At 44.0% G+C, this 21,907-nt stretch carries 19 protein-coding genes; 14 read left to right on the top strand and 5 right to left on the bottom strand.

Going from position 1 to position 21,907, the window contains the following annotated elements; genetic code table 11:
- Positions 1 to 3 precede the first annotated feature (3 nt).
- The 4 genes from ACLI08_RS04930 (at position 4) to ACLI08_RS04915 (ending at position 8,394) form a co-directional block, all read left to right on the top strand.
- Positions 4 to 1,062: an efflux RND transporter periplasmic adaptor subunit gene (locus tag ACLI08_RS04930; RefSeq protein WP_411427345.1), complete on the top strand. Its 1,059-nt coding sequence runs from the start codon at positions 4 to 6 to the stop codon at positions 1,060 to 1,062.
- A gap of 125 nt (positions 1,063 to 1,187) precedes the next feature.
- The gene (locus tag ACLI08_RS04925) at positions 1,188 to 4,361 is read left to right on the top strand and encodes an efflux RND transporter permease subunit (protein WP_411427344.1); all 3,174 of its coding nucleotides are present in this window, start codon (positions 1,188 to 1,190) and stop codon (positions 4,359 to 4,361) included.
- 246 nt (positions 4,362 to 4,607) lie between these two features.
- Entirely contained in the window at positions 4,608 to 7,118 is a 2,511-nt protein-coding gene (locus ACLI08_RS04920) for a TonB-dependent siderophore receptor (protein ID WP_411427343.1), read from the top strand.
- 88 nt (positions 7,119 to 7,206) lie between these two features.
- Positions 7,207 to 8,394, top strand: a complete 1,188-nt coding sequence (locus ACLI08_RS04915) for a PepSY-associated TM helix domain-containing protein (RefSeq protein ID WP_411427342.1) — start codon at positions 7,207 to 7,209, stop codon at positions 8,392 to 8,394.
- Between the two features lie 106 nt (positions 8,395 to 8,500).
- Here ACLI08_RS04915 and ACLI08_RS04910 read toward each other — a convergent pair whose 3' ends face one another.
- A complete protein-coding gene (locus tag ACLI08_RS04910; RefSeq protein WP_411427341.1) occupies positions 8,501 to 8,848 on the bottom strand; it encodes a toxin-antitoxin system YwqK family antitoxin in 348 nt (115 codons plus the stop codon).
- Positions 8,849 to 9,107: 259 nt separating this feature from the next.
- On the opposite strand from ACLI08_RS04910, the gene ACLI08_RS04905 reads away from it, so the two are divergent.
- A complete protein-coding gene (locus tag ACLI08_RS04905; protein WP_411427340.1) occupies positions 9,108 to 9,458 on the top strand; it encodes a hypothetical protein in 351 nt (116 codons plus the stop codon).
- Positions 9,459 to 9,531: 73 nt separating this feature from the next.
- Here the strand turns inward: ACLI08_RS04905 and ACLI08_RS04900 are convergent, their stop codons facing one another.
- The 4 genes from ACLI08_RS04900 to ACLI08_RS04885 all read right to left on the bottom strand — a co-directional run bounded on the left by ACLI08_RS04900 (position 9,532) and on the right by ACLI08_RS04885 (position 13,533).
- A complete protein-coding gene (locus ACLI08_RS04900; protein ID WP_411427339.1) occupies positions 9,532 to 10,257 on the bottom strand; it encodes a hypothetical protein in 726 nt (241 codons plus the stop codon).
- Between the two features lie 81 nt (positions 10,258 to 10,338).
- Entirely contained in the window at positions 10,339 to 11,334 is a 996-nt protein-coding gene (locus tag ACLI08_RS04895; RefSeq protein ID WP_411427338.1) for a TlpA family protein disulfide reductase, read from the bottom strand.
- A 79-nt stretch (positions 11,335 to 11,413) separates the two neighbouring features.
- A complete protein-coding gene (locus ACLI08_RS04890; protein WP_411427337.1) occupies positions 11,414 to 12,400 on the bottom strand; it encodes a TlpA family protein disulfide reductase in 987 nt (328 codons plus the stop codon).
- 134 nt (positions 12,401 to 12,534) lie between these two features.
- Positions 12,535 to 13,533: a TlpA family protein disulfide reductase gene (locus tag ACLI08_RS04885; protein WP_411427336.1), complete on the bottom strand. Its 999-nt coding sequence runs from the start codon at positions 13,531 to 13,533 to the stop codon at positions 12,535 to 12,537.
- Positions 13,534 to 13,660: 127 nt separating this feature from the next.
- Between ACLI08_RS04885 and aspS the strand changes: the two genes are divergently transcribed.
- From aspS to nuoE, 9 genes are all read left to right on the top strand, one after another.
- Positions 13,661 to 15,412, top strand: a complete 1,752-nt coding sequence (aspS, locus tag ACLI08_RS04880) for an aspartate--tRNA ligase (protein ID WP_411427335.1) — start codon at positions 13,661 to 13,663, stop codon at positions 15,410 to 15,412.
- Between the two features lie 114 nt (positions 15,413 to 15,526).
- Positions 15,527 to 16,729 (top strand): carboxypeptidase-like regulatory domain-containing protein, encoded by a 1,203-nt coding sequence (locus ACLI08_RS04875; RefSeq protein ID WP_411427334.1) that lies wholly within the window; start codon positions 15,527 to 15,529, stop codon positions 16,727 to 16,729.
- Between the two features lie 47 nt (positions 16,730 to 16,776).
- Complete coding sequence (locus ACLI08_RS04870; protein WP_411427333.1) at positions 16,777 to 17,421, top strand: porin family protein; 645 nt, start codon at positions 16,777 to 16,779, stop codon at positions 17,419 to 17,421.
- Between the two features lie 518 nt (positions 17,422 to 17,939).
- Positions 17,940 to 18,134 carry a cold-shock protein gene (locus tag ACLI08_RS04865; RefSeq protein WP_411427332.1) on the top strand — a complete coding sequence of 65 codons (195 nt, stop codon included), beginning with the start codon at positions 17,940 to 17,942 and terminating at the stop codon, positions 18,132 to 18,134.
- A 291-nt stretch (positions 18,135 to 18,425) separates the two neighbouring features.
- Complete coding sequence (locus ACLI08_RS04860; protein WP_411427331.1) at positions 18,426 to 18,791, top strand: NADH-quinone oxidoreductase subunit A; 366 nt, start codon at positions 18,426 to 18,428, stop codon at positions 18,789 to 18,791.
- Between the two features lie 56 nt (positions 18,792 to 18,847).
- Complete coding sequence (locus ACLI08_RS04855) at positions 18,848 to 19,399, top strand: NADH-quinone oxidoreductase subunit B (RefSeq protein ID WP_411427330.1); 552 nt, start codon at positions 18,848 to 18,850, stop codon at positions 19,397 to 19,399.
- Positions 19,399 to 19,929 (top strand): NADH-quinone oxidoreductase subunit C, encoded by a 531-nt coding sequence (locus tag ACLI08_RS04850; protein ID WP_411427329.1) that lies wholly within the window; start codon positions 19,399 to 19,401, stop codon positions 19,927 to 19,929. The genes ACLI08_RS04855 and ACLI08_RS04850 overlap by 1 nt, the downstream gene beginning before the upstream one ends.
- 25 nt (positions 19,930 to 19,954) lie before the next feature.
- On the top strand, positions 19,955 to 21,202 hold the full coding sequence (locus ACLI08_RS04845; RefSeq protein ID WP_411427328.1) for an NADH-quinone oxidoreductase subunit D: 1,248 nt from the start codon (positions 19,955 to 19,957) through the stop codon (positions 21,200 to 21,202).
- 160 nt (positions 21,203 to 21,362) lie between these two features.
- The gene (gene nuoE, locus ACLI08_RS04840) at positions 21,363 to 21,905 is read left to right on the top strand and encodes an NADH-quinone oxidoreductase subunit NuoE (RefSeq protein ID WP_411427327.1); all 543 of its coding nucleotides are present in this window, start codon (positions 21,363 to 21,365) and stop codon (positions 21,903 to 21,905) included.
- Positions 21,906 to 21,907 lie beyond the last annotated feature (2 nt).

Raw genomic sequence — 21,907 nt, 5'->3', positions numbered from 1 at the left:
ACCATGAAAAAAGTAATATACATAGTAGTAATCGCAGCTGTAATAGGTGGCGGATATTTAATACTAAATAAAAACAAAGAAAAGAACGATGCCGAAACCGCAGTAGTAGCACAGCAAAACAGCAGTGTATCTGTACGTACGGCTACCGCTACACAGGGCGTGCCAGACCTTGCTTATAAGGCAAACGGTACCTTTGAGGCGGCGCAACAGCTTAACTTCCCTGCCGAAAACAGTGGCCGTGTGCTTAAGGTTTTGGTAGACGAGGGTGACCGTGTACACAAAGGCCAGGTGCTTGCCACCATAAAAGGCGAACAGCTAAGCATAATGCTACAAAGCGCTAAGGCAGCCTATGACAATGCCAAAGCCGATGTACAACGCTACGAAAGCGCCTTTGCTACAGGCGGTGTTACAAAACAACAGGTAGACAACGCCAAAGTGGCTTTGGCCAATGCTAAGGCGCAGTATGACCAAACCCGCGTAAACCTGGGCGACACCAGCGTAAAGAGCAGCATTAACGGTATTGTAAACGCGCGTAACATAGAACCGGGCAGCGTGGTATCTCCGGGTACTGTGTTGTTTGAACTAGTAGATGTAAGCTCATTAAAGCTTAAAGTAAACGTACCGGAAAGCCAGGTAGCTACTCTTAAAGTGGGTGCGCCTGTAAAGGTATCGGCAAGCGTATACCCGGATAAAACCTTTAATGGTAAGGTAACGTTTATTGCCCCTAAGGGTGATGCTTCGCTTAACTTCCCGGTAGAAATTACCATAGCTAACAACCCTAACAACGAGCTTAAGGCGGGTATGTATGGTAGTGTAACCTTTGGTACCTCAGCAAAACAGGCCGAAGTACTTACTGTACCGCGTACTGCATTTGTGGGCGGTGTGGGTAACAACCAGGTATTTGTGGTTAAAGAGGGTGCCGCTAAACTTACCAAGGTGGTGGCAGGACGCATTTTTGGCGAAACGGTAGAAGTGCTGCAAGGCCTTACCGCAGGCGATGTGGTAGTTACCAGCGGACAAATTAACCTTACCGACGGTAGCAAAGTAGAAGTTATTAAGTAAAGCCACAAGCCCCTTACCCCGAAAGGGGAAAATAGCGAATTGTCGTAAAAAAAGGGGAACTATGGGGGTGTTGAAGGACAGGCTGTGTAACCTGAAACTTTAAACTTTAAACCTGAAACATAAAAATGAAAATAGCAGAAATATCCATAAAACGGCCAACACTTATTATAGTGTTGTTTACCATACTTACTTTGGGTGGGCTTTACAGCTACAGTAGCCTTAGCTACGAGCTTATCCCTAAGTTTGAAACAAACGTTATTACCATTAGCACGGTGTACCCTGGTGCATCGCCGGGCGAAATAGAAAATACCGTTACCAAGAAGATTGAAGATGCGGTGTCGTCTTTAGAATTGGTTAAAAAAGTAGAATCAAAATCGTACGAAAGCCTTTCGGTAGTAATGGTAACGCTGCAGCCTGAAGCCAATGCCGATTACTCCCTTAACGATGCCCAGCGTAAGATTAACGCTATTGCAAAGGACTTACCGGAAGATGCTGATCCTCCCTCGCTGGTAAAATTCTCACTGAGCGACCTGCCTGTAGTAACACTAGGTGCAACCAGTAAACTGGATGAGGTGGCGTTCTACGACCTTCTGGACAAAAAAATAGAGCCCATACTTAGCCGTGTAAACGGTGTAGCGCAGGTAACCCTGGTGGGTGGCGAAGAGCGTGAGATACAGGTAAACCTGGACGAAGACAAACTAAAAGGCTTTGGCCTTAGCATACCGCAAGTACAGCAAACTGTGCTGGGCAGTAACCTGGATTTCCCTACGGGTAGCGTAAAAACGCGTGAAAACAGTATGCTTGTGCGCCTTTCGGGTAAGTACCGCAGCGTGGAGGAAATGCGTAACCTTGTTATATCGAGCAAAAACGGAGTACAAATACGTTTAGGACAGGTAGCCGATGTGCAGGACAGCCAAAAGGAGGCCGAAAAAATAGCCCGCGTAAACGGCAAAAGCGCAATTGCCATTCAAATAACCAAGCAAACCGACGCTAACGCGGTACAGGTGAGCGAGGACGTTAAAAAAATCATCTCAAAAATCGAAACAGATTATGTTAAGCAGGGGCTTAAACTACAGGTAGCAAACGACACCTCTGAGTTTACCCTGGTAGCTGCCGAAGCGGTTATACATGACTTGTTTATAGCTATTTTCCTGGTAGCATTTGTAATGTTGTTCTTCCTGCACTCGCTTAGGAACGCGCTTATTGTAATGGTGTCTATACCGGCATCGCTTATTGCTACCTTCATAGGTATGTTTGTTATGGGGTATACCCTTAACCTTATGAGCTTACTGGGCCTATCGCTGGTGGTAGGTATTCTTGTAGACGACGCCATTGTGGTACTGGAAAACATTTACCGCCATATGGAAATGGGTAAAAACCGCGTTCGCGCCGCGTTTGACGGTACTGCCGAAATTGGCTTTACGGTATCGGCCATTACCCTGGTTATTGTGGTGGTGTTCCTTCCTATAGCTATGAGTACGGGGCTTGTAAGTAACATTATTACACAATTCTGTGTGGTGGTGGTTATTGCTACATTACTGTCGCTACTGTCATCATTTACGCTTATACCATGGCTTTCATCACGCTTTGGTAAACTGGAGCACATTACCGGTAAAAACATCTTCGGTAAAATAATCCTTGGGTTCGAAAAAGGGCTGGATAACTTTACCCACTGGGTAACCGGTATCCTTAAATGGGCGCTTAAAAGCCGCGGTACTAAAATTGCCAGCTTACTTGTAGCCATAGGTTTATTCTTTGGTGCCATATTTATTACAGGCAAATACGTGGGTGGTGAGTTCTTTGCCAAGCTGGACAGGGGCCAGTTCATGGTTCAGATAGAGCTTCCTAAAGATGCATCGCTGGAAAGCACTAACCTTATGCTGCTTAAGGCTGAGGATTTCCTTCAGAAAAAGAAGGAGATTAAGAGTATTATTACTACCGTGGGCCAAACCAGTGAAGGATTTGGCGGAGCGCAAAGTACGGCTTATAAAGGCGAAATCACGGTAACCCTGGTAGATGCAGAGCAGCGTACAGACAACTCGTTTGTATATGCCGCTAAAACCAAGCTGGAACTGCAAAAAGTACTTATAGGTGCCAAGATAAAAACCGTACCGGTAAGTATACTTGGAGGTGCAGACGAAGCGCCTATAGCACTTACTATAACCGGAAACGATTTTGATAGTGCTTACGAATTTGCTCAGAAAGCGGCAAACGAGCTGCGCAAGATACCGGGAGCATCGGAAGTGAAACTGACTTCAGAGGCAGGTTCGCCGGAGATTGACGTAAAAGTAGACCGCGATAAAATGGCTGCCCTGGGCTTAGACCTGCAAACGGTAGGTTTAACCATGCAAACGGCCTTTAACGGCAATACCGATGGTAAATTCCGCGCCGGCCAATACGAGTACGACATTAACATTCGCTACGGCGAGTACAACCGCATGAACATAGACGATGTACGCAACATAACGTTTATTAACAACGCTAACCAGGAAGTAAAACTGAGCCAGTTTGCCGCCATTAGCGAAGGATCAGGCCCCAGCTTGCTGGAACGCCGTGACAAGAGTACATCTGTAACGGTACAAGGCCAAAGTGTAGGTAGGCCGGTAGGTAGTGTTGTAGCAGACCTAAAGGTAAAACTTGAAAAACTTGAGAAAAAACAAGGCATTGGCTACGTATGGGGTGGTGATGAGGAAAACCAGAGCGAAGGTTTTGGTACGCTGGGTATAGCCTTGCTTGCCGCGATTATCTTGGTATACCTTGTTATGGTAGCGCTGTACGACAGTTTTGTGTATCCGTTTGTGGTACTGTTCTCTGTACCGCTGTCGTTTATCGGGGCGCTACTGGCACTTGCATTAACAAACAACTCGCTTAATATATTTACCATATTAGGTATTATTATGCTTATTGGTTTGGTGTGTAAAAACGCCATCCTACTTGTAGACTTTACCAACCATCGTAAAGAACAGGGCGAAAGCACGTTTAACGCGCTTGTACAGGCTAACCATGCCCGTCTTCGTCCTATCCTTATGACCACTATAGCCATGGTTTTCGGTATGATTCCTATTGCACTTGCCAAAGGTGGTGCCGCGGAAATGAATAACGGACTTGCATGGGTAATCATTGGTGGTCTTATAAGTTCCCTGTTCCTTACACTTATTATAGTTCCGGTAGTGTATTCTATTTTTGATGGCCTTATCCGTCGTTTCTCTAAAAAGGAGAAAACAGACTACGCCGCAGAAATGGTAGCTGATTATGAGCACCGCGAACTAAGTGAAGATGGCTTTTCACCGAAGCATTGATTTATGTTTTCATCTTATAGATGGGTACCCTGCCACACGGCAGGGTATTTTTTTATGTAAATCCCTGAAAGAAATCCAGTATTTTAAAACATTAATTTAGAATTAATAAAAATAAAATCGCTTTTACAAACACATCCGTAAAAGTAACGAACATCATCTGTATTTATTTAGAATAATTAAAAATAGTATTGTTTCATGTGCGTTTTGGGTTTAACTTTGCGCCGTTATTAAAACACAAACAAAAACATGAAAACGTCTATTTTCAGATCAGCCCTTACACTAATCACCCTGCTGCTGGGCATTACCCTATACGCGCAGGACAAAGGAAGTGTAAACGGAACCGTGGTACTAAATGACAATACCCCGGCAGAAAACATTACCGTAGTACTAAAAGGCACCGTGTACAGCGCCGTAACTAACACTAAAGGTACCTACGAAATAAAGAACGTAAAACCGGGCACCTATACCCTACGCGCAGCATCGGTAGGTATAAAAACGGTAGAGCAAAGCATAACGGTAAATGCCGGGCAGGTTACTACTGCCAATGTTTCGCTTAACGAAAGCGCAGAACAACTAAACGAAGTAATCATAAACGGGGGTATAAACAAGTTTACCCGTTCTACAAGTACTGTGGTGAGTAAAATGCCGCTTAAAGACATAGAAAATCCACAAGTATATAACACCATTACGGCAGAACTGCTAAAGGAGCAGGTAATTACCCAGGTAGACGACGCTTACAAAAACGTTCCGGGCTTAGATAGGCTTTGGGAGTCTACAGGACGTGGTGGCGATGGCGCGGGCTATTTCAGCCTTAGGGGTTTCCCTGTACAACCTACCATGGTAAACGGCTTACCGGCGCTAAGCAACGGTAGCGCAGACCCACAAAACATAGAGCGTATAGAAGTAATAAAAGGCCCATCGGGTACGCTTTTTGGCAGCAGCCTTATCAGCTACGGTGGTTTAATAAACATTACTACTAAAAAACCTTTTGATACCTTTAAAGGTAACATTAACTACATAGGCGGTACGTACGACCTTAACCGTTTTACAGCCGATATAAATACCCCGTTTGCCAATGCCGAAAAAGGTGCCGTACGTATAAACGCGGCCTACCACAGCGAAGGCAGCTTTCAGGATGCAGGGTTTAAAAAATCATTTTTTGTAGCACCATCTATAGTTTATAACGTTAATGATAAACTAAGCTTTTTTGTAAATACCGAAATTTTTAACGGCCGCAGCACTAACACTGCCATGCTGTTTCTAGACCGCTTTTCTCCCCTGCATGTAAACAACATAGACCAGCTTAAAGCTTTTGGCTACAGCAACAAGCGTTCTTACACCAGTAACGACCTGTATATAGACACCCCTACCTTTAATGTACAGGGACAAATGAACTACAAGATTAACGACCAGTGGACTTCTCAAACCGTGCTTTCAAGATCATCGGCTAAGTCAGACGGGTTTTACTCTTATATCTACGAAGGAACCACTACAGCAGAAGCCCTTTTGCCTGATCGTAACCTGGAAGGTTTACTGTTTGCACGCTACATGAGTAAACAAAACTCTTCCACCTACGCTACAGACATACAGCAGAATTTTATTGGCGACTTTAAACTGGGGTCACTAAGAAACCGCATGGTTGTAGGTTTAGACTATTTTAACCGTAACGTACAAAACAACAGTACAGACTACCCGCTAAACGGCTACATTTATATAGGTAAAAACCAGTCTAAGTTTGACGCTGTGGCAGCTGCCATGGGTCAGCCTACCGGCACAGATGATACCGGTGTACTTACCCAGGCAGGTATGAATGCCATTTTAGCTAACAGCAGTGTAACTCCATCTTCTACAAAGGAAGAAATATACAGCGCTTACGCATCAGATGTACTGAACATTACCCCGGCACTATCAGTAATGCTAAGCCTCCGTGCCGACCGTTTTATCAACAAATCGACTAACTTTAACCAAACCGCGTATTCGCCTAAGTTTGGTATTGTATACCAGCCAATACTTGATAAGGTTTCGGTTTTTGCTAACTATATGGATGGTTTTAGCAACGTAGCACCTACCCAGGATCAGGTGCTGGGTGCCAGCATAGCAAGAAGCTTTGATCCGGAACACGCAAAACAGCTTGAAGGCGGTACAAAACTAAACTTGCTTGGCGACAAACTCTCTGCAACCCTTAGCTACTACTACATAGAAGTAAACGATATGGTATACTCTAAGCAAATAGCTAACGATCCGGATCCTGTAACCGGAGCACCGGTAATGCCAAATATCATAAACTTCCAAGATGGTAAACAACGTAGCCAGGGCTTTGAAGCTTTCCTTACCGCTAACCCTGTAAGCGGGCTTAACGTAATAGCGGGCTACAGCTACAACGACAGCAAACTGGTAGCAGGCGATGAAGATTTTATCGGCAAAAGACCGGAAAGTGCCGGAGCGCAAAATATGGTGAACCTATGGGCTAGCTACAGATTTAGTAACACCGTGCTAAACGGCGCTCTTGAAGGTTTCGGACTTGGTTTTGGTGGTAACTATGCCAGCGAAAACAAAATATTTAACCGTAACAAAGCCGGTACCTTTACACTGCCGGAATACACAATACTAAATGCTTCGGCTTTCTACAACATAAGCGATGTTACCCTTACCCTTAAGTTAGATAACCTTACCAATAAGGATTACTACAAAGGCTGGAGTACCATAAGTGCACAAAAACCAAGGGTAATTTCAGCAAGCCTTTCGTATAGCTTCTAAGTTGTCCACTATAAAAATTACATAAAAACGCGTCCTTCCGCTATCGTGGGAGGATGCTTTTTTAGCTAAAACAGAACAGGCGCAGGCAATGTCTAAACAACCAAAAAATAAAAAGAAAGATTTTAAGCACTGGGTGGGCAAGGCGCACCTGTGGCTGGGGCTTACCTCTGGGCTGGTAGTACTGCTGCTGGCCGTTACCGGGTGCATCTACGCGTTTCAGGAAGAAATTACCACTGCACTGCGCCATGATGATATATACGTAACCCCCACCCCGGGGCAGCAACACCTGCCGGCAGCCGTACTTTGGGAAAAAACCCAAAAGGCACTGGGGCCAAAAATGCCCCTTAACAGCCTGGGCATTTATAACAACCCAAACAAGGCAGCGCTGTCTTACGCCTATAAATTTAACGAAGGTAAGTTTTGGTATTTAGACAACCTGGAGTATTACTACATAGTATACACCAACCCCTACACCGGCGAAGTGCTGGGCGTGTACAACGAAGGCCACAGCTTTTTTAATATTGTAAAAATGCTGCACTGGAGCCTGCTTATAAGCCACCCCATAGGCCAGCAGATTATAGGGTGGGCTACCTTTATTTTTGTAATAATGCTTATAAGCGGCATTATACTATGGTGGCCAAAAAACAAGGCGGCACGCAAGCAACGCCTGTGGTTTCAGTGGAAAGAAACGACCAAGTGGCGTCGTAAAAACTACGACCTGCACAACATTTTTGGGTTTTATGTATCGTCTGTAGCATTGGTACTGGCGTTTACCGGTATGGTGTGGGCGTTTACGTGGTTTCAAAAAACGGTATACGTAGTATCCAGCCTTAGCATAACGCCTCCGGTACCTGTGGTGGCAAAATCGGCTCCGGTTAAAACCAGTAATAAAGACGCCGCGTTTAACACTGCCATAACCGATGCTAAAAAACGCTACCCTGAAGCCGACTACTACAGCGTAGGCCGCCCTACCGATAGTACTGCCGCCATAGGCATGCACATAAACCTGGTTCCGGGTACGTATTACAAACACCACCACGCGTACTACGACCAGTATACGGGTAAATTTGTTGCCGAAGAAAACTACAAGGATGCTAATATGGGCGAAAAGGTAATTGGTGCCAATTACGACATACACGTAGGTGCCATACTGGGGCTGCCGGGCAAAATACTGGCCTTTACGGTAAGCCTTATATGCTCTGCCCTGCCGGTTACGGGTTTCCTTATATGGCGCGGGCGCAATAACAAAAAGGCCAAAAAACCCGCCGTTGCCTAAACCGCGAATTTTCTCTCTCTGTTATTTATAAAAAATCCCCGTAAGCCATTTAGCTCCGGGGATTTTTGCAATGCATAGTTATGTGGTTAGTAGTACTTATACGGTACTATTTATTTACTGCTACGGCGTCTTTGCTCCATTTTTTTACAGCGGCTACGCGGCTGTCGGCATAGTCTACCTCGGTAAGGTTAGCCCCGGTCCAAAAAAACCATTTGCCCACTTTTTTACCGTTATCATACGTACCCATGCTTTGTTTAGAACCATCTTCGTTATAAGCTACCCATGCACCGGTAAGTTTACCGTCTTTATAAAATCCGGTTTGCTTTACAGCACCATTATCATAATAGTACGTGGTTTTAATAACGTTGTTTTCTATTTCGTGTGTAGGTGTAACGCTTTGGGCTGATAACACACCTGCTAACAGCAGGAATCCGGCAACAAAACTCTTTTTCATCTGCTCTGTGTTTTAAGGTTATACGTATTGTTTAAAACAAATATAAAAATTTAATTTACATTAAAAACATATTCGCTTAACAATTTGGTAACATTGAGTAAAACTTAACATTGGTATTTTCCCAAAATAAATCTCAACCAACGCAAAGCTTCAGCAAACACTGGGGTTTTAGCCACATTGTGTACCGTAAAACAATGTTACCTACTCTAACCAAAAAACGTGCATTAACCACGATTGCCAAAATTTTTTATCCCGAAAAATGGGTAAAATCGCGGTATTGTTACTAATTTTAACCGAGCCAAAGTACCACGTTACGTACCAATTTAAAACCGAACCCAACAGAAGCCTGTTTTTTTTACTGCTGCTGTTTCCGTTATTCGCTATACCAAACCTGCTGCTTACCGATTATAAAACCGAAACATGGTTTCCGTATGTACGGTACGGCTGTGTAGTTCTATTCTTTGCCATTGCTGTCTTTGCGCAGATGTTTACTACCGCTAAACAGTGGAATGGCATACCTGCGGCTGAAACCCGCAACAACTATCTTGTGCCGGTTGCGGTGATAGTTATGCTTTTAGCGGCATTTGCTGCGCTGGTAGTTGGGTTTTAAAACGGGGATTGTTTTGCCTGAAAAAAATATCCTGCTCAAAAGCAAACGCTACATATAAATGTACCGAAGCCGTTTATACTTTTCCATAGACGGTCTCTCTAACCCCTCCTTTTTCTACCCACTCATTAAAACTGAGTTCAAGAGGCATAAATTCAATTCCTGAGCAGTTTTGTTGCTCTATAAAGGCTTTTAATTTTTCGGATGCAACGTATTTTACACCACCTTCTACTTCGGTTAGTACAAAAAAGTCTTTATCGACTCCAGGCAGTATATTAATTGAGTCTACCAAAATTCCGGCAGGCGAACCCTGTTCATCTATTACTTCTTTCGTATTTATATACGCATTATAATCGAAAATATCTAAAGGCCTTACCAGGTCAAACGTGTTTTCGGTAAGGTAAACTTTAGATTTTGTATAATCAATGAAGTTCATGTTCACCTCAAAAAAATTGAGCACCCAATAATCTTCATTTACAATGCCATTTTTAATTACAGGCGACTTAAAAAATTGCATCCCTGTCTTTCTAAATTGTTGAAGGATATCCTTAAGCTTGGTGCTTACCAGCGGCTTTTTAGTAAATCCCATACCGGTAACATTAATCAAGTCTGTTGACTTAGATTTAGCGTATAAAACAGCATTAGCCGTTATGGGTTCAAAATCCAGTACAGGCGTAAAATATACGTGTTCTATAAATCGGGGTTCGTCCCAAACATCGCAGGAGTATTTAATCCCTTTAACTTGCGGATAGTGCCCGGTTACTTTTCTTGACAACGAAGACCTAACGCTGTAGTATTTCATGAATAAAAATATGGTTGGTTTAAAACATAATAGCACTCGTAGCAGTAGCTACAGTCTACACAAATATATTGTGAAAAAAAATTACTTCAGCAAAGTGTTTAGCTCGTTTAAAAGCTCCTCGTTACTGGGGCGTTTCGCGTCAAAGTCAACAATTTTACCCTGAGGATCAATTAGTATAAACCGTGGTACCGACTCTATTTTATAATCCCGTACCATGCTGCTATCCCACGCGTTTTCGGCAATAAGCTGCGTGCCGCCCAGGTGTTTTTCGGCAACTACCTTTTTCCATTTTGTGGCATCTTCGGGCTTGTCTATGCTTACGCTTATAAAGGCTATGTTTTTATCTTTTAATGTTTTTTGCAACGCTAAAAGATCAGGGATTTCCATCATGCACGGCTTGCACCAGGTAGCCCATACATCTATATACACATACTTACCCTTAAAGTCCGAAAGGCTTACCGTTTTACCTTTTACATCTTTATAGCTAAACTGCGGCGCAGGCTTGCCGGTAAATGTAAGTTTGTCTTCGGCTGATTCCACTGTGCTGTTAATAAGAAACTTTTGCTGACTACACATTGTACGCACCACGGTTTGGCTGGCAAAGGATAAATTTGCCTCCTTGAGCAGCGCATCCCACGATTCCGACAGCTGCGCGGCACGGGCTTTAAGCACCTCCGGGTTGTTTTGCTTCTCGGCACTTTCACTAAAGGCTTCTGCTTCTTGTTGTACCTGCCTTAAAATCTGGTTTTCTTTGGCACCATCACCACTAAAGGTAATAGTACCATAAAGGTCTGCGGCGTCTGCCGTTATGGTAAGGTTAATGTCGTTAGACAGGAACACGGGTGTTTCCTCCTGGCCTACCCGAATAATAAACATCCCTACTCCCTGTTGTATAAGCCCCTGGAAGTGTCCGGTTTTATCTAACGCCAGCGCCTTACGGAATTTACCGCGCATGCTCTGTACAATTAACGAGTCGGCTTTGTTGTTTTTAATTTCTCCTTTAAAGTTGGTAGGGGCATCTTGTGCGTGCACGGCGGTTGTGGTAACAAGCAGCAACAAGGCTAAAATTGGTTTCATGGTAAAAACGGTGTATTGGTTAAAAAAAAAGTACCCTGTACAAATAGCACAGGGTACGCAAATATATTGTAAAAATGTATTACTTCAGCAGGCTTTCCAGCTGTGCTGTAAGTGCCGGGTCGCTTGGGCGTTTTGCATCGGCCTCTACCACATTACCCTTAGGGTCTATAAGTATAAAGCGCGGAATAGAGTTAATGCCGTAGGCTTGTATAAAGTCGCTTTTCCAGTCTTTGTCTGCAAACAGCTGAATACCGCCCAGTGCCTTATCGGTTACAAATTTTTTCCACTTGTCATGGTCTTTCGCCACGTCTACTGAGATACTTACAAAAGCTATATTTTTACCGTGGAAGTGCTCCTCTACCTTTTTCAGGTATGGGATTTCCTGGCGGCATGGCCCACACCATGTAGCCCACACGTCTATGTATACATATTTACCTTTTAGTTCGGCAAGGGTTGTAGTACCGCCTTTGTGGTTTTCGTAGCTAAACGGTGCCGATGGCTTACCCTTCATTTTATTAGCCTCAGCCGCCTGTGCCACCATCATGGCAAGCTGTTCCTTAAGGCCCATAATTTGCGGACTCATGTTGCTTACGAAGTTTTTATCCAGCGCAGGGTCTTTAAGCAGGGTAGCAAACTCGTCCATTTTAGCGTTAATGTTTTTGGTTTGTTCCTCTAGAGGCAGGTTTGCCTGGCCTTCGGTAAGGTTTTCCACGCTTATGTTCAGCTTGGCTATAAAGTTGTTTTCTTTTTCGCCGGCACCTTTAAAGGCTAAGGTTTCGTCAAACTGAGCGGCGTCCATGTTCATAGTAAGGTTGTAGCCGTTTTTAAGGAACAGGGTAGCATATTCTTTACCATCGGTAAGGGTATAAAACCCGTCGGTAGGTACGGCAAAGCTATCGGCAAAAGCGCCTTTTTTAGAGGCCTTAAGTACCTTTTTAAAGGTTTGGGTCTTTATAACCAGCGAGTCGCTGTTAGGGTTTTTAATGCTGGCTGTAAATTTTACCTTATCGGCCTGCGCGTACATTGCGGCAGAAGCCATAAGCATAAAGGCAAGGAGTTTTTTCATAAGTTTTAGTGTCGTTGTATATAGGGTGTAAATGTAAGCGAGAAATGCATAACTCTGTAAGGAATGTTTGTTAAAAAGTCGAAAGCAGAAAGTCGGAGGTCCGAAGTCCGAAGTCCGATGTTGGGCTATACCGTTTAGAGTGATTGCAAAAGCTGTGCCGCTTCCGGTTCAGAAGGGCGCGGGGCATTGGCATTTATAATACTGCCATCGGGTGCCAGAAGCACATAAAACGGTATGCCCTTTCGGCCAGAGGAAAATTTAGATATAATATCGCTGTCACTTCCTTTATTGCCAGCAAGGTTTATAACCGTGGCAGGGTCGTCCTGTATATGTTCTTTCCAGTCGTTTAGCTGGCGTTCTTCGTTTATACACACCTTTACAAAAGCTATGTTTTTGTCCTTGTAGGTTTCGGCAAGTTGGGTAAAATAAGGCGCTTCATACAGGCAGGGCCCACACCAGGTAGCCCATACATCTATATAAACATATTTGCCTTTAAGGGTTTCCATGCTCACCTTTTCGCCGGCAGCATTATACAAGGTTACCTTAGGCATGGGTTTACCTTTCATGCGTCCGGCTTTTTTCAGGTTATTTATACGGTACTGCATTGTTTCCCCATCCGAACGTATATCGGCAAGCATATACGCCCTAAAATCTTCATCGAGCGCGTTGTTTTTCAATTTTGCCTCCAGGTCGTGGTTGCGTTTGGTTAAAAGAGCCTGCATACAGTCTACATTATCATTACACTCGGTTAGCTTCAGGTCTATAGCGTGGTCAAACTGAGCCATGCTGCGCATCAGTTTGTTTTCGGCGGCCAGGGCATCAGTAAACACTACCGTACCCAGCATATTTTCCTGGTTAAAGCTTATGGTAGTGCTTTTGCCGGGTTCCAGGTACACACGCATACGCTGCGATCCTAAAAAAACATGGTAAAAACCTTTAGAAATAGGGATTCTTAAATTGTACTTCCCGTCGGCTACTTTCTTTATGCCCTTAATGTTAAGCCCGGACAATAGGGCAAGAGGCTCGTTTGTTTCGCCTTCTATGTTTACGGTAAGGTCCAGGTCATCGGGCTGGGCAAAAGCCGGAAATACATACACAAAAAACAGCAGGATGCACAAGAGTTTTGATTTCATAAAAATGGGATTGGTTGTGCCAAAAATATGTATTTTGCCACAGGCGTACAACAAACCCAAAACTATAAACCACAAACCGGAAACATTTTTCTAAATTTGCAACCGAAATTTCAACACATATATAATAATGTACAGAAGCCATAACTGTGGGGAGCTTACTGCCAGCCACATTAACCAGGAAGTAACACTAGCCGGATGGGTACAAAAGGTGCGCAACAAAGGGTTTATGATTTGGGTAGACCTACGCGACCGTTACGGCATTACACAGCTTATTTTTGACGAACAGCGTACAGAAAAAGCCGTACAGGACCTGGCTGCCACACTGGGGCGCGAATTTGTTATTCAGGTAAAAGGTACCGTAATAGAGCGCGAAAGCAAAAACCCTAACATGGCTACCGGAGATATAGAAATCCTGGTAAAAGAACTTAATATACTAAACGCGGCCCAGCTGCCGCCGTTTACCATAGAAGACGAAACCGATGGTGGCGAAGATATCCGTATGAAATACCGCTACCTTGATATACGCCGTAACCCGGTAAAAAACAGCCTGCTTTTCCGCCACAAAGTGGCCATGGAAGTGCGCAATTACCTATCTGGGCAAGGCTTTATAGAAGTGGAAACCCCGGTGCTTATTAAAAGTACACCGGAGGGCGCACGCGACTTTGTAGTACCAAGCCGCATGAACCCGGGGCAGTTCTACGCCCTGCCACAATCGCCACAAACCTTTAAGCAGCTGCTTATGGTGGGCGGTATGGATAAGTATTTCCAGATTGTGAAGTGTTTCCGCGACGAAGACCTACGTGCCGACCGCCAGCCGGAGTTTACACAAATAGACTGCGAAATGAGCTTTGTAGAGCAGGAAGATATTATTAATATGTTTGAAGGCCTTGCCAGCCACCTCCTTAAAGAGCTTAAGGGTATAGATACCGGCAAGTTCCCTCGTATGACTTATGACGAGGCCATGCGTAAGTACGGTAACGATAAGCCAGACATCCGTTTCGGTATGGAGTTTGGCGAGCTAAACGCCGTAGCCCAGCACAAAGAGTTTGCCGTGTTTAACAACAGCGAACTGGTGGTGGGTATTGCCGTTCCGGGGGCTGCAAGCTATACCCGTAAACAAATAGACGAGCTTATAGAGTGGGTAAAACGCCCTCAGGTAGGTGCTACCGGTATGGTATATGCCAAATATGAGCTTGATGGTTCGCTTAAATCATCTGTAGATAAATTTTACGATCAGGACGACCTTAAAAAATGGGCCGAAGTTACCGGCGCACAACCAGGCGACCTTATCCTTGTACTAAGTGGCGATGCGCACAAAACACGCACACGCCTTAGTGCCCTGCGTATGGAAGTAGCCACACGCCTTGGGCTGCGTAACCCCGAGGTATTTGCTCCGCTGTGGGTAGTAGACTTCCCGCTGCTGGAGTGGGACGAGGAAAGCGAGCGTTTCCACGCTATGCACCACCCGTTCACCTCACCTAAACCGGAGGATATGGCACTACTGGAAACCAATCCGGGTGCCGTACGTGCTAATGCGTATGACCTTGTACTAAACGGTAACGAAATAGGCGGAGGCTCTATCCGTATACACGATAAGGCTACACAAAGCCTTATGTTTAAATACCTTGGCTTTAGCGAAGAAGAAGCTAAAAACCAGTTTGGTTTCCTTATGGATGCGTTTCAGTACGGTGCGCCGCCACACGGAGGCCTTGCCTTTGGTATGGACAGGCTTACGGCTATCTTGGGCGGACAGGAAACCATTCGTGATTTCATTGCCTTCCCTAAAAACAACAGCGGCCGCGATGTTATGATAGACGCCCCAAGCGCCATAGACAACAAACAGCTCGATGAGCTTTTTATAAGCGTAAAACCGCAGTAAGCTACTGCACAACAGCATACCCTACCCCGAAGCATTTGTTTCGGGGTATTTTTTTAACAGGATTTCCACACTACGCCATAAACCGTTATCTTGCGGCATAAATCCTGTAACCAAATGAAAAAAATCTACATCCTTTTACTGGTGCTGTGTGCCGGTGTTTCTGCTTTCGCCCAAAAAACCATTCAGAGCAAAATTAAAGACATGGCCACGGGCGAACCCGTAGAAATGGCTACCATTACCGCCGAAGGCACCTCTATAAGTACCGTAAGCAACGCCGAAGGTAGCTTTAGGATAACCGTGCCCGCAAACGTAACCCAGCTAAGCATAAGCCACCTTAATTACAGGCCGTACACCGTAAGCGTGGCACAGGCATCAGAAGAAATAAACCTGGAACCCAGCATTTTTACCCTGGAGGAAGTGGTTGTAACGAACCAGCCGGTAGACGGGCTGCTGCGCGGGGCGGTAAAGGCATCTAAAAAGAAGATGGAAAAATCGCTGCTGCTAAATACCTATTACCGTGAGTTTGTAAAAATTAACGGCCGCTACGTACGCTTTGCCGATGGGCTGGTGGATTTTTACGTAAAACGCAAAAGCGGTGCTGCCGATGTGTATGTAAACCAAAGCCGCACCCGCAAGCTGGTAAAGGTGGGCGACACCAAAATTATGACCCATGGCAGCGATTCTATTACTCAGGCTGACATGAATACCATAGAAAGCATAGGCGTGTATAAACTAGACGATGCCATAGAAACGAGCTATAACTTTGGGCTGGTTAACAAAATAGTTTCAAATGCAGACCTGTACGACCTTACCCTTAAAACCCGCCAGGATAAAAACGGGCGCAACCTGCAAATTGTTTCCATAAAGCCTAAAGCCGGCGGCAAAGGGCTGTATATGGGTACCGTAACCTACGATACTGCCACTAGCCTTATACTGGATACCGATATACAAATAGATCCTGCGTTTATAAGCAATGCCCCTGACATAAAAATATTTGGCATTTACCTGCGCATTACCGCCATAGAAAAACACACCAGCTTTGTGCTGGATAAAGACAAGTACATAGTAAGCTACAACAAAGGCCGCGTAGGTGTTTACATAAAATTCCGCGATAAGATAGACGATAATCTGGAGTTTTTAAACGACATGGTTGTAAACAACCATAAAGAAACCGAAGAAACCCCGGACAAAGCCAAACGCTACAAAGGCAAAAACCTGTACAATGCCGGCAACCACTACACTACAGAGTTTTGGAAAAACAGCAACGCCCTGCTGTTAACCGCCGCAGAAGAAGCCATTTTAAAATCCATGGAATAATAAAACTACACTATATTTACCCCGGAATTATAAAAAACCAACCACGTATGAAAAACAAGTTATTACTGCTGGCAGCCGTAACGCTGCCATTATTTGCCACCGCGCAGGAAACCGCCACTAAGCAAAATCCGTTTAAAGTAGGTGTATCTACCGGGACTAACCTTTCGTTTATGCGAAACGACACGTTTAACACCTACGACCCCTGGGTAGGAAAAACCATAGGCATTACGGCAGAAAAGGCCATACACCCTCATTTTTCGCTAAGTTCTGGCGTGTACTATGAGCAGCGCAACTTCCGTACAAATTACGAATCTGTGAGCTTTGACCCTAATGTATACTACGACACGTACGATGTAGAATTCCGAAACCATTTTATAACGGTTCCGCTAACGGTAAAAGCATTTTTTACAAAAGAAAGCAGCGTTTACGTTATGGCCGGGGGTTATGCATCGTTTTTCTTACGCGGTGTTTACAAAGACGGCACAGACACTTTATTAAATACAAAACGCGGTACAGAAAGCACTAACATGGGCGCGGTATTTGGCGGCGGTTACCGCTGGAAAATAGACGGCAGAAACGAGCTTAACTTTGAACTGCGCGATAACCTGGGGCTTACCGGTATGTTTAAAAACTCTGATAATTACAAAACCCACACCATAGCACTGGTGGTTAACTACCAGCTTGCACTGTAAAAATAAAAATGCCTGCTTTTCAGCAGGCATTTTTGCACCATTAAACTACGTACCGTTTCCGGTACACCTAAACATTTTTGGCCGTTAAGCCACTGTTTTTTTCTATTCTTTAATTTCTTGTATGTGTGTTTTTCGGAAAAAAAACATCACGTAACTACCTAAACTAAACTACACTCAAATTAAAATAGAAATCGAAAGAAAACAGTTGGTATTCGTTTTTGGCATCCCGTGCCGAAAAACTTCATTTTTACAGTTACGAAAATACAAAGGCTTATCAAAACTTTGTTGCGTGTTTTCCGCAAAATTTGTTAAAACACAATCTTTACAAGCGTAGGCTTTTGCAGCATTAGTGCTTTATTAACGCCGTATTTGCCAAAACGCGCCAACTGTAACAAAATTTGAAACATTTTAAAAAAAATTAGTACCTGAATAATAATGAATAAATTTTTTAACATTTTTTCTTGCATAGAAAAGAAATAAGCCTACCTTTACGCATTATTAATTTATTTTATTGCAAAATGCGCACAGGCAAAGTTAAATTTTTCATCGAATCTAAAGGTTTTGGATTCATTACAGACGACGAAACAGGCAAAGACATCTTTGTACACATTACCGGCCTTAAAGGTGGTAACCTTAACGAAGGTGATAAAGTAAGTTACGTTGAACAAGACGGAAAAAAAGGTAAAGTAGCCGCTAACGTAGTAGCTATATAAGTAATATATAATTAGTACGATTACCTAGTATCACAAAGCCACCTTCGGGTGGCTTTTTTTATGGATAAAACACAATATATGCAGTTTATTTACACGTTGTTTAAGATATTCTTAACAGAGCCATTGGTTTGTTAACAACTACACACAACCCATAGGTTTTTGCTGCATTATTAACTTATTTAGAACCATTAAAAATTACACACCTTATCTTCTATCTCTTTAAAAAACCTTGAATAAGTAGTGTAATCAAATGTATATTTGTGAATTGATTTACATATATACACACTAATTATGGAAACAGGTCAGGGACAACTGATTCCCATTTTAATGCAAATGGGGCTTGCCATAGGCTTTGTAGCGGGTACAATAGCAATATCTAACATGCTGGGGCCAAAGCGCCATTCGGCAAGCAAAGACAAAAACTTTGAGTGCGGTATTGAGTCTGTAGGTAACGCCCGTATACCGTTTTCTGTTAAGTATTTCCTTGTAGCAATCCTCTTTGTACTTTTTGACGTAGAAGTTATTTTTATGTACCCATGGGCGGTTAACTTCCGCGAAATGGGTGTAGACGGCCTTATAAAAATGGGCATATTTATGTTCCTGCTTGTAGTGGGCTTTTTCTACGTGATTAAGAAAAAAGGACTGGAATGGGAGTAACATCGGGCGCATGCTTTTTGCATTAGTAACCTGATCATCAAAAAACAACATTTAGTATGAGCGATTCATCAAACATAAAAGTGGCCGATGCCCCTGAAGGATTTCAGGGCGAAGGCTTTTTTGCCACAAAACTTGCCGATGTAGTGGGGCTTGCCCGTGCCAATTCGCTTTGGCCATTGCCCTTTGCCACATCGTGCTGCGGTATAGAATTTATGGCTACCATGGCCTCTACGTATGACGTGGCCCGTTTCGGTTCTGAGCGTATGAGCTTTTCGCCACGCCAGGCCGATATGCTGCTGGTTATGGGTACCATAGCTAAAAAAATGGCACCTATACTTCGCCAGGTATACGAGCAGATGAGCGAACCGCGCTGGGTTATTGCCGTAGGCGCATGCGCATCATCGGGCGGTATATTTGATACGTACTCTGTACTACAGGGTATAGACAAGGTAATCCCCGTAGACGTATACGTACCAGGATGCCCGCCAAGGCCGGAACAAATACTGGATGGTATAATGAAACTGCAGGACATAGTGAAAAACGAATCACTGCGCCGCCGCAACTCGCCTGAATATAAAGAATTAATGGCTTCTTACAACATATCATAATGGCATTAGAAACCACTGTAATACAAGATAAACTAACCGATAAATTTGGCGACAGGGTTTTCGGTTTTGCACAGATAAAAGACATATTTTCGTTTGAAGTAGCCCCGGAGGTAAGTAACGATGCCATACGTTTCCTTAAGGAAGACGCCACGCTTCGTTTTAATTTCCTTACCGATGTGTGCGGTATACACTACCCTGATAACGAAAAAGAAAGGCAGTTTGCCGTGGTATACCACATGCACAACTGGCTTGATAATGTGCGCATCCGCATAAAATGTTACCTAAACGGCGACAACCCTGAAATAGATACTGTAACAAACCTGTTCCTGGGAGCTAACTGGCAGGAACGCGAAACCTATGACTTTTATGGCATAGTGTTTAAAGGCCACCCGCAGCTTAAGCGCATCCTTAATATGGATGAAATGCAGGTGTTCCCTATGCGCAAGGAGTTTCCTATGGAAGACGCCGGCCGTACCGATAAGGACGACCGCTTCTTTGGTCGCAGTACTGATAACGCATTAAATTACTAACCGGCAATAAGTTTATATAAAAAACATGTCAGACCTGTTATTATCTCCGGAAGACCGCTACGCCAAAATCATTGAGGCACGCAAGCACAACGACGACGGCAGCGAACTCTCTGTACTAAACCTGGGCCCTACCCACCCTGCCACACACGGTATTTTTCAGAACATACTGCTTATGGACGGGGAACGCATTATAGATGGCGAAGGAACCGTAGGGTACATACACCGCGCTTTTGAAAAAATAGCCGAAAACAGGCCGTTTTATCAAATAACACCACTTACAGACAGGCTTAACTACTGCTCGTCGCCCATAAACAACATGGGCTGGTGGATGACCCTTGAAAAAACCCTTGACATAGAGGTGCCAAAAAGGGTACAGTACATGAGGATAGTAATTATGGAGCTGGCACGTATTGCAGACCATATTATATGTAACTCTGTACTGGGTGTAGATACAGGAGCCCTTACGGGATTCCTATACGTGTTTCAATACAGGGAAAAAATCTACGAAATCTACGAAGAAATATGTGGCGCACGCCTTACCACAAACATGGGCCGTATAGGCGGGTTTGAAAGGGACTGGAGCGATGCCGCATTTAAAAAAATAAACGACTTTTTAACCGAGTTTCCGGGTGTATGGCAGGAGTTTGAAAACCTACTGGTGCGTAACCGTATTTTTATGGATCGTACCATAAACGTAGGCCCTATATCGGCAGAAAAAGCCATGAGCTACGGCTTTACAGGCCCTAACCTTAGGGCAGCGGGTATCGATTATGATATCCGTGTAATGCAGCCGTACAGCTCTTACGAGGAGTTTGATTTTGATGTGCCTGTAGGCAAATCAGGCGATACGTATGACCGTTTTTGTGTACGTAATGCCGAAGTTTGGGAAAGCCTTAAAATCATCCGCCAGGCTATTGATAAAATCAATGCCATACCAGAAAAAGTGTACCACGCTAATGTGCCTGATTACTACCTTCCGCCTAAGGAAGATGTGTACCATAACATGGAGGCACTTATATACCACTTTAAAATTGTAATGGGCGAAGTGCCGGTGCCAAAAACCGAAGTATACCACGCGGTAGAAGGCGGTAACGGCGAGCTGGGCTTTTACCTGATAACCGATGGTAGCCGTACGGCATACAGGCTGCACTTCCGCAGGCCGTGCTTTATTTACTACCAGGCGTTTAACGATATGGTACAGGGCCAAATGCTGTCTGACGCTATTGCTACACTAAGTAGCCTTAACGTAATTGCAGGAGAGCTGGACGCTTAAATTTGATTTATTATAAATGATGAATTTTGAATTATAAATTATCGGGTGATGTTCGTTCGAAATTTATGATTCGGGGTTTGAAATAAAAAGAACGTTTTGATTTAGGGTTTTAAAGTCATTTAAAATTTATAATTCAAAATTTAAAATAGAAAAAAGGAGTATGGAAGTTAGTCACATACATCAGGACATAAACATAACGCCCGAGCTGTCTGCACGGATAGAGGAGCTATGCAGCCACTACCCTGCCGAAAAAAGGAAAAGCGCCCTGCTGCCGGTACTGCATGAGGTACAAGACAAGCACGACAACTGGCTTAGCGTACCACTACAGGATAAAGTAGCCGAAATTCTTGGCATAAAACCCATAGAGGTGTATGAGGTGGTTACGTTTTATACCATGTTTAATCAAAAGCCTATAGGTAAGTACATGTTTGAGTTTTGCCGCACATCGTGCTGTATGATTCGCGGTGCCGAAAACCTTATGGACTATACCTGCCAAAAGTTGGGTATTAAGGTGGGCGAAACCACGCCCGATGGTATGTTTACCGTAGTAGGTGTAGAATGTTTAGGTGCCTGTGGTTATGCTCCTATGCTTCAGCTGGGCGACCATTACTACGAAAAGCTGGATGCCGCTAAAATGGACCAGCTGATTGAAGACTGCCGCGCGGGCAAAATAGATTTACATAAACTTTCCATTTCGCAATAACA

The sequence above is a fragment of the Flavobacterium sp. RNTU_13 genome (genome assembly GCF_046614455.1).
Taxonomy (GTDB): domain Bacteria; phylum Bacteroidota; class Bacteroidia; order Flavobacteriales; family Flavobacteriaceae; genus Flavobacterium.
The sequence above is the reverse complement of the archived record's forward strand: the minus strand, read 5'-3'. Positions and strand labels throughout refer to the sequence as shown.

Bases quoted from the DNA above. Each gene is read 5' to 3' on its own strand.
- ACLI08_RS04910 (WP_411427341.1), bottom strand. From the start codon at position 8,848: ATGAAAAAGAGTTTTGTTGCCGGATTCCTGCTGTTAGCAGGTGTGTTA.
- ACLI08_RS04925 (WP_411427344.1), top strand. From the start codon at position 1,188: ATGAAAATAGCAGAAATATCCATAAAACGGCCAACACTTATTATAGTG.
- ACLI08_RS04855 (WP_411427330.1), top strand. From the start codon at position 18,848: ATGAGCGATTCATCAAACATAAAAGTGGCCGATGCCCCTGAAGGATTT.
- ACLI08_RS04860 (WP_411427331.1), top strand. From the start codon at position 18,426: ATGGAAACAGGTCAGGGACAACTGATTCCCATTTTAATGCAAATGGGG.
- ACLI08_RS04890 (WP_411427337.1), bottom strand. From the start codon at position 12,400: ATGAAAAAACTCCTTGCCTTTATGCTTATGGCTTCTGCCGCAATGTAC.
- ACLI08_RS04900 (WP_411427339.1), bottom strand. From the start codon at position 10,257: ATGAAATACTACAGCGTTAGGTCTTCGTTGTCAAGAAAAGTAACCGGG.
- ACLI08_RS04905 (WP_411427340.1), top strand. From the start codon at position 9,108: ATGGGTAAAATCGCGGTATTGTTACTAATTTTAACCGAGCCAAAGTAC.
- ACLI08_RS04895 (WP_411427338.1), bottom strand. From the start codon at position 11,334: ATGAAACCAATTTTAGCCTTGTTGCTGCTTGTTACCACAACCGCCGTG.
- nuoE (WP_411427327.1), top strand. From the start codon at position 21,363: ATGGAAGTTAGTCACATACATCAGGACATAAACATAACGCCCGAGCTG.
- ACLI08_RS04915 (WP_411427342.1), top strand. From the start codon at position 7,207: ATGTCTAAACAACCAAAAAATAAAAAGAAAGATTTTAAGCACTGGGTG.
- ACLI08_RS04885 (WP_411427336.1), bottom strand. From the start codon at position 13,533: ATGAAATCAAAACTCTTGTGCATCCTGCTGTTTTTTGTGTATGTATTT.
- aspS (WP_411427335.1), top strand. From the start codon at position 13,661: ATGTACAGAAGCCATAACTGTGGGGAGCTTACTGCCAGCCACATTAAC.
- ACLI08_RS04930 (WP_411427345.1), top strand. From the start codon at position 4: ATGAAAAAAGTAATATACATAGTAGTAATCGCAGCTGTAATAGGTGGC.
- ACLI08_RS04865 (WP_411427332.1), top strand. From the start codon at position 17,940: ATGCGCACAGGCAAAGTTAAATTTTTCATCGAATCTAAAGGTTTTGGA.
- ACLI08_RS04870 (WP_411427333.1), top strand. From the start codon at position 16,777: ATGAAAAACAAGTTATTACTGCTGGCAGCCGTAACGCTGCCATTATTT.
- ACLI08_RS04920 (WP_411427343.1), top strand. From the start codon at position 4,608: ATGAAAACGTCTATTTTCAGATCAGCCCTTACACTAATCACCCTGCTG.
- ACLI08_RS04850 (WP_411427329.1), top strand. From the start codon at position 19,399: ATGGCATTAGAAACCACTGTAATACAAGATAAACTAACCGATAAATTT.
- ACLI08_RS04845 (WP_411427328.1), top strand. From the start codon at position 19,955: ATGTCAGACCTGTTATTATCTCCGGAAGACCGCTACGCCAAAATCATT.
- ACLI08_RS04875 (WP_411427334.1), top strand. From the start codon at position 15,527: ATGAAAAAAATCTACATCCTTTTACTGGTGCTGTGTGCCGGTGTTTCT.